Genomic DNA, 8,384 nt, shown 5'->3' with positions numbered 1-8,384 from the left:
GCCAAGCGCCGTCGCCCGGCATCCGCGCGATCCTTCTCTATCCGACCAACGCGCTCGTCGAAGACCAGGTCTCGCGCCTCCGGCAAGCGGCCTTCCGCGCCAAGGAAAAGTTCGGCGAACCGCTCTTCTTCTTCGGGCGCTACACGGGCGCGACGCCAGGCGGCACCTATTTCCCCCGACCCGACCTCGGGGCTGAAGACCGGCGGCGCATAAAGGCCGAGAGCCGCGCCTTACAAGAGATCGCACGCGAGGCTGACATCTTGCGCGACAAGAAGGCCTCGCTGCGCGGGCAATTCTCCGACCCGCTCTGCGGCGAGATGCTGACGCGCTGGGACATGATCGCAGCCGCTCCCGACATCTTGATTACCAACACCTCGATGCTCAACGTCATGCTGATGCGCGAAAACGAGGAATCCTTGTTCGAGCAAACGCGCGCTTGGCTCGAGGAATCGGCCGATAACCAGTTCTCGCTCGTCGTCGACGAACTGCACGGTTACCGCGGCACGCAGGGCACCGAGGTCGCGCTCGTCGTGCGGAATCTCCTCTCACGCCTTGGCCTTGCCCCGGACAGCCAGCAGCTTCGCTGCCTCGCGACCAGCGCTTCGCTCGACGGCGAGGAGGGAAAAGGATACCTAGAACAGTTCTTCGGTGTCGAGCGAGGAACCTTCGTCGAGTTCAAGGGCAACCCGCGTGTCCCGGAGTCCGCTCTGCCGCTGGCACCGGGGCTCGTTGCCCCCTTCACGCGGAGACGACTGTCCGGCGATGCCGCTGCAACGGGGGACCTCGCGGAGGCCATTTCGCCGCGCACGGTGCTTGGCGCCGCGTGCATCGCCGCGGGCGACGTCGGCGACCGGGTGATCCCGTCACGCCTCTCGGCCATCCGCGAGACGCTTCTCGGGCCGGGCGCGAGCGAGGAGGATTTCGAGACCTTGTTGCAAGCGGCGAGCATCGAGGCGTCGCCGTCGTTCGAGGATCCCCTACCCTCGTTCCGGGCGCACATGTTCATGCGCCAGATCCAGGGGATGTGGGCTTGTTCCAACAAGGACTGTGACCAGGTCCACGAGGACTTCAAGCACCCGGGCCGCGCGATCGGCAAGCTGTTCAAGATCCCCGCGACCAAGTGCGATTGCGGGGGGCAAGTCCTCGAACTCCTCTATTGCTACGACTGCGGCGAGGCCTACCTCGGGGGCTTCGTGACGCCCGCGCCGGAAGGCACGAGCGGCGCGTTTCTCGAGTCCACGCCGCCGAACCGCGGCACCGATCATCCCGGGATGGTGTTCGAGCGCAAGAAGGGCGAGTTCGCCTGGTACTGGCCGGGCCAGGTCGTCAACGAGGACATCGCCTCGCGGCAAAATCCCGACACGAAAAAGTCGACGAAGCTATCATTCAAGGCAGCATGCTTCGATCCTTACTTCGGCCACCTCGACATTTGCGGGCCGGGCGAAGAGCCGACGGGTACGCTGCTGGCCTCGACCGGCGACGCGGTCGTGCCGGCGCTGCCCGAGAAATGTCCGCGCTGTGATTCGACGAAATGGCAGCGAAGCAGCAAGGCGTTTTTCGGCGGCAAGGTCGACTCGCCGATCCGCGGGCTGCGCACCGGTCTCAACGCCACGACCCAGATCATCGCCGACCGCGCGGTGTCGAAACTCGGGACCGATGATACCCCGGCCCAGATGATCACCTTCACGGACAGCCGCGACGACGCCGCCGACGTCGCGGCGGGCCTCGAGCTCAACCATTTTCGTGACGTGGTGCGGCAAGTGCTCTTCCAGGCGCTCCACGACGCCGGCGAACCCACTGCCGCTCGATTGCGGGAAATCGCGGGGAAGGAGGCGGAAGCCGCCGAGCTCGACGACGAAGAGCGCGCGATCGCGGACCTGGTCCAGCAGCGCGACGCCTCGTGCTGGCTAGCTTTCATGATGGAGTCGCAGGGCGCCGCCAAGCAGGGACACCTCGAAAAGATCGCGGCTTACCTCGACCGGTACAGCTCTAGCGAGGCTATTGCCTGGGGGACACTGGTCGAGCGCGTACAGCAAAAGCTCCTGGCGCGCGGGATCAACCCGGCCGGCCCCGCGGCGTCGGAACAGCAGCAGGGTGGCGAGCCTTGGTGGCGCTACTTCGTGCCGCCACCGGGGCTCTCTTGGGACGCGCTGTCTCCCGAGGCCGCGAAATCGACGCGTGAACGGCTGGCAAGCCTCTTGTCCAATCACCTCGCCGGGGCGTTGTTCGACCGCGGCGGCAGGGACCTGGAATCGGTCGGCGTCGCCTATGTCGTGCCGACGGGGGCGCACGGTGCGCGGCTCGGCACGGACGACGAGGGTGCGCGGCGCGTACTCGGCAACGTGCTGCGCGTGCTCGGCCAGGCGAAATATTTCGAGGGACAGGGAAAGAACTCGACCTCGACCGACGCCCCGAGGCCGCTGAGAGGCTATCTCGAGCGCGTCGCGGCGCTCCTCCAGCAACCGGCATCGGCCTTCTCCGAAGCCGTCCGCGTCGCGCTCCGCGATAGCGGGGTCATCAACGACAACTGGATCATCCGCACGGCCCGTGCCGCGGGTCTCGGCATCGAGGTCCGCCCCGCCAAGAAGGACGACCTGTACGCCTGCACGACCTGCTCCAAGGTCACAGCCAACCTCCCGGTCAAGGCGTGCACGACCGCCCAGTGCGTTTCCGGCGAATTTGCCCGGCTCGACGAGGCCGAGGATGATTATTACCGCTGGATCGCGACCGAGCCGCTTCACCGCCTAAGGGTGGAAGAGCTTACCGGCCAAACCAAGCCGCTGTCGGAGCAGCGGCGGCGGCAACGCTTTTTCAAGGGCGCGTTCGTCGGCAAGGAGTCGGCGGTCACAGACGGGATCGACGTGCTCAGCGTGACGACGACGATGGAGGTCGGGGTCGACATCGGCTCGTTGCAAGTGGTCATGATGGCGAACATGCCGCCGCAGCGCTTCAACTACCAGCAACGCGTGGGGCGCGCGGGCCGCGCCGGGCAATGTTTTTCCTATGCCCTGACGGTTTGCCGCGGCGGATCGCACGACGATTTCTACTACGTGAACCCCGAGCGCATTACCGGCGATGCCCCTCCCCAGCCTTACCTCGACCTACGCCGCGAGGAGATCGTGAAGCGCGTCGTGTCCGCCGAGGCGCTGCGCCGGGCGTTCGGCGCCCTGCCTAGCCCGCCCGCCAAGGGCAAGAGCACCCATGGCAGCTTCGGGATGGCGCGCGACTGGGAAGACACCTACCGCGCGGACGTCGGCGCGTGGCTTTCCTCGGCGCCGGACGTCGATGCGATCGTCGATCGCTTCTGTGTATTCGCGCCGATCGAGTCCACTACGGTCAAGGACATCGCGACCTACGTGCGCGAAGGACTTGCCGAAGCGATTTCCGCGGTGGTTGCCGACCCTTCCTACATCCAGGAAGAGTTGAGCGAGCGCCTGGCGATCGCTGGCCTGCTCCCGATGTTCGGTTTTCCCTCGCAGGTGAGAAGCCTCTTCAAGTTCAAGCAGGACGCCAGTCTCGAGGACATGGTCATCAGCGACCGGCCGCTCGACCATGCCGTCTGGGCCTTTTCGCCCGGCGCCGAGATCCCGAAAGACAAGCGTCTCCACACGGCCAGCGGCTTTGCCTACTGGTACGAGTTCCGCGGCAAGCGCCGCGAAGATCCCGACCCCCTCGGGGAGGCGATCAAGTTCTCGCGCTGCGTCGACGAGACATGCGGCGCGATTGCCGCCGGCAGCATCGAGACGTGCGAGGTCTGCAGCCAGCCATCGAGGATATTCGACCTTTTCCAGCCGAAAGGTTTCCAAGCCTTCGGCCAGAAGGACTATGACGGGCTGAGGCAGCGCGGGTCGGCGATCGCGCCTCCGGTCCTCGCCTTCCAGCCCGATTTCGGCGGGGGAATCGCGCAAGGAGCGTTCAAGGTGGCCTTGACCTCTGGGCGCCCGATCGCACTGGTGAACGACAATCGCGGCCAACTCTTCGATTTCTACAAGAAGTACAACACGGTCACGGTGCCCGACGCTAACCTGTATCGTGAAGACCCGCCGCCAGGGGATCCAGGCGCGTTCGAGGGTAACGGTGCAATCGGCGCCGTCTTCAAGACCGACATATTGAGCCTCGTCCTCGATGGCGGAAAGAACATCGGCGCCCGGGGCATCCTCGACACGGGTCCAGACGGACAGCCAGCCGCACTCGCGGCCATCACCTCCTTCGGAGAGTTGCTTCGCGTCGCCGCGGCCGTTCATCTCGACGTCGACGCAGGCGAGTTCCGCGTGGGCTCCCAGAAGTACCGCGCCCCGAACTGCGTGACCAACCAGCTGTTCTTGGCCGACACGCTCGAGAACGGTGCCGGCTACGCGAGACGGCTCTTCGATGGCGAGAGGCTCAAGGGCCTGGTGGGCGATCACTATGCGGAAGTGCTCGAGAACTGGACCGCGGCGAGGCACGGCGACTGCGACAGGTCCTGTCCCGATTGCCTTCGCAACTACGGCAACCGGTTCATCCATGGCTTGCTCGATTGGCGCCTAGCCCTCGACGTCGCCGAGCTCTTTCTCGGCGAGCCGCTACGGCTCGATCGTTGGCTCGGCGAGGCAGAGCCACTGGCCCGCCGCTTCCAGAAGCTTTGCCTTGCCAATGGCATGGACGTCGAGGTCCGCAAGGCCGGCAAGCTCTGGGCCGTGAGCAACCGGGATAAGAAGGCGATCGTCCTCGGTCACCCGCTTTGGCATCACCGCGATGCCCTGGCACACGACTGGCAACTCGACGCCAAGGCCGAAATCGCGTCCCTCCTCGAGCGCGATGCCCCCGTTCGGTTCGTCGACGTGCGCGATCTCGCCGCGAGCCCGCAGCGTCACATCGTCGCGATCGGGTCTTAAGGCATGATCGAGCATATCGGGATAGAAGGTTCGCGCGAGTACCACGCTGCGGCGTACCTGGAGGCCGCGCTGCTTCGCATCTGGCCTGACCTCGCTGAAACCGCCGCCGAGGAGGAACTGGTTCGCATCGCGAGCGACGTGAAGATCGCCGGGGGTCCGGTCAATGATGTCGACATCGTCGTGTCGGGTCACTTGAAGCCCGGCCGCTACGTCCAGCCGCGCAAGGTGCTCCGCGACGCCGACGGCAAGCGGTTGACGGGAACGCCGGTCGAGATCGAGAACTTCGTCATCGCGGTCGAAGTCAAGGACCACCCGGCGAGGCGCGTGCGCATCGTGGGTGACAAGATCGAGGTCTATTACACGAGGGGCGCGTCGAAGGGCTGGAAAGATGCGACGGGCCAGAACATCGACCAAGTGCACGCGATCAAGGACTATTATGCAGACGCCGGGCAATCGCCGTTCGTCCACCGCTGCGTCGTGATGCAAGGCCTCGACGCGATCGAGGCCGATACCGCGGTAGCGGGCGACTATTCTGCCACCGATTTCTTCACCGCGGTGCTGGCAGCGAGGCCGCCCCGCCAGCGAGGCGGTCGCTATTACCTCTCGTCGACGTCGCGCGGCAAGGCCAACGAATTGACGGAAGTAAGAATATTCAGACCGGTCGTCCCGACCTCGCTGGACCGGGGACGCATGGACAGGTTGCTCCAGCAAGGCCCGGTCGTCGACAAGTTGTTGGCTGCGAGCGGCGAGAAGTTTACCTGCCTGCGCGGGCACGGAGGAACTGGCAAGACCGTGACGTTTCTCCAGGCCGCGTGGAAATCTTACAAGGAGCGCGACGCGCGAACGCTCGTGCTCACTTACAACCACGCGCTCGCCGCCGATATCCGCCGGCTACTCGCGCTCCTCGGGGTCCCGTCGGGAGAAGAAGGCGGCATCATGGTACGAACCGCCATGTCCTTCTTCTATACGTGGATGTACCGGCGCGGCGTAACCATGTCGGAAGACGAGGGGTACGCAGCCTATCCAGCCAAGTGCAAGGAAGCGCTCGACAATATCGCGGGCGGCGCGCTCGACGATGCAGACATCGCCGCGATCAAGCAATCGGCTCCCGCTCGTTTCGATTATGACTGGATCGTCGTCGACGAGGCGCAGGACTGGCCTCCACATGAAGTCGCCCTTCTCAAGCGCCTCTACGACCCGCGAACGATTGCCATCGCCGACGGGGTCGACCAGCTCGTGCGCGGCGAAAGGGCCGACTGGCTGGGGGGAACCACCCGCGATACCCGGCTGCTGGTGAATCTCGTCCATTGTCTGCGGATGAAGCGCAACCTCGCGGTATTTGCCGCCGCGCTGGCCGACGAGGCAGGCATCAGCCTCGACATCCTGCCAAGCGAGAAGGCCGGTGGAGGCCGCGTGGTACTCGTCGAGGGGTCCTGGTCGTCGCATCGCGAACTGCACGAAGAACTTGCCGGCCAGGCCGCGGCGGCCAACAACGAACCGATCGACTCGCTCTACTGCGTGTCGACCAACTCGATCATCGAGGAGGGCGAGACGCGGACAAGTGGCCTCTCGCGGGCCCTCGCGGGTTGGGGCTGCGAGACGTGGGACGGCGTCGACGAGCGAAAGCGCCAGGACTTCCCGCGGTCGGCCTCGGAGCACCGCGTGGTTCACTACATGTCGTGTCGCGGGCTCGAGGGATGGACGGTCGTGCTCGAGGACCTCGACCGGTTCTGGACGGAGCGCTTCGAGCTCAAGCGGTCCGAGGGACTCGTCCCCAGCGAGGTGGAAGGCCTAAACTCGCTGGACAAAGTAGCCGCCAAACAGGCGTGGCGCTGGACGTTCATTGCCCTGACGCGTCCGATCGACACGCTCGTGATCACGATTTCGGATCTCGATAACCCGCTGTCGAAGGCGTTGCTGAAGGTGGCCCGCGATTTCCCCGATATCGTCGAGAACAGGATCATGACTTCCTAGGCCTGCGTTGGCCGTCCCGCCTTCTCCGCGGGTTGCCCTACTCGCCGACGAGCCTCTTCTCCGGGCTGGCGGCGCGGCAATTGTCCAAGCTGGCAAATTCCCCCTGGACTTCGCGCGCCGGAACCGCCATGGGTGGCCGCGCGATTCACTTGGGCAAGGGACAAGATTTACCAGATGGGCAAGGCACCGGGGCTCTCGATGGTCGACCTCTTCGCGGGGTGCGGGGGCCTGTCTCTAGGCATGGAAAATGCGGGCTTCACGCCGGTCTTCGTCAACGAGCTCAACCCCGACGCGATGGCGACCTACCTCGCCAATCGTCACCACGAGGTCGGCGGCAAGCCGTTCGCCGAGCAAGCGCACCTCAGGTGCCACGACGCGCAGGGGCTCAAGGGCAAGCGGCTCGAGCAGATGGTCGACGACCTGGCGGCGCTCGGCCTCTCGTTCGACATGCCGAGCGACCCGAAGAAGGGCGGCGGCAGCAGCCTCGACCTGCTCGCCGGGGGGCCGCCGTGCCAGGGTTTCTCGGGGATCGGGCACCGGCGCTCCTACTCGGTCGACAAGAAGGACTTGCCGTCGAACCAGCTTTACCAGCGGATGGCGAAGATCATCGCGCGGCTTCGCCCGCGGCTATTCCTGTTCGAGAATGTCCGCGGCCTGCTCAACGCCAAGTGGACCAAGGAAGGCGGCGAGCTGATCTGGCCCGACGTCCTCGCCGAGTTTCGCAAGATACCGGGCTACGAGGTGCGCTGGTCGCTCGTGCTCGCGAAGGACTACGGCGTGCCGCAGAACCGGCCGCGCGTGCTGCTCGTCGGGATCCGCAAGGACATCGCCGCCAAGAGTAGCATCGTCGATCTCGCCGCCGACCCGCAAGACGCGGTGAAGTGCGGTTTCCTGCCGCGCGGCGAGCCCTCGGAATGCCCCGACCTCGAGGAATTGCTCGGCGACCTCGTCGACCCCGCGATCGGGAAACTCCTCCAGTCGGGCGGCTTCCCCCGCGGCAAGTTCCAGACAACGAAATACCCTTCGCCGCCGAGGACCGCGGCGCAGGAATTGATGCGCGCGCCTGCGCCCGCGCACGAGCATCGCCCCGCGGCGGAGCTCACCGACCAGGAATATTCCAAGCACGCGCCGCGGATCGTCGCCAAGTTCGAGCACATGCTGGCGAACCGCGGCGAGATCCCCGAGGACGCGCAGACGAAGAAATTCTCGCAGCGGGTACTCCCGAAACGCTGGGGTAACCGGGGCCCCACGATCACCGCGACCTCGATGCCCGACGACTATGTCCATTTCTCGCAGCCGCGCATCCTCACCGTGCGCGAGTGGGCGCGGTTGCAACTCTTTCCCGACTGGTACAGGTTCATGGGCAAGCGCACGACCGGCGGCATCCGCCGCGCCGGCAACCCGCGCGAGGGGTTATTCGACCGTGAAGTTCCCAAGTACACGCAAATCGGCAACGCGGTCCCCGTCGGGCTCGCCGAGCGCGTGGGCAAGGCGATCGGGCTGAGCCTGTCGGCGACGGAGCGGAAGGGACCGCCG

3 protein-coding genes are annotated in these 8,384 nt (G+C 65.7%); all 3 read left to right on the top strand.

Features of this window, described 5'->3' with window-relative positions; genetic code table 11:
• On the top strand, window positions 1-4,874 hold a 4,874-nt coding region (locus VGD20_RS04330; protein ID WP_331133271.1), incomplete at its 5' end, for a helicase-related protein.
• Between the two features lie 3 nt (window positions 4,875-4,877).
• Complete coding sequence (locus VGD20_RS04325) at window positions 4,878-6,848, top strand: DEAD/DEAH box helicase family protein (protein WP_331133270.1); 1,971 nt, start codon at window positions 4,878-4,880, stop codon at window positions 6,846-6,848.
• A 174-nt stretch (window positions 6,849-7,022) separates the two neighbouring features.
• Window positions 7,023-8,384, top strand: a 1,362-nt coding sequence (locus VGD20_RS04320) for a DNA cytosine methyltransferase (protein ID WP_331133269.1), incomplete at its 3' end; no start/stop codon positions are given.

Source organism: Sphingopyxis sp. (assembly GCF_036402335.1).
Lineage (GTDB): Bacteria > Pseudomonadota > Alphaproteobacteria > Sphingomonadales > Sphingomonadaceae > Sphingopyxis.
Note: the sequence above shows the minus strand (reverse complement) of the source record. Positions and strands in the feature narration are given on the sequence as shown.

Coding starts and splice junctions, on each gene's coding strand:
- VGD20_RS04325 (WP_331133270.1), top strand. CDS start 4,878: ATGATCGAGCATATCGGGATAGAAGGTTCGCGCGAGTACCACGCTGCG.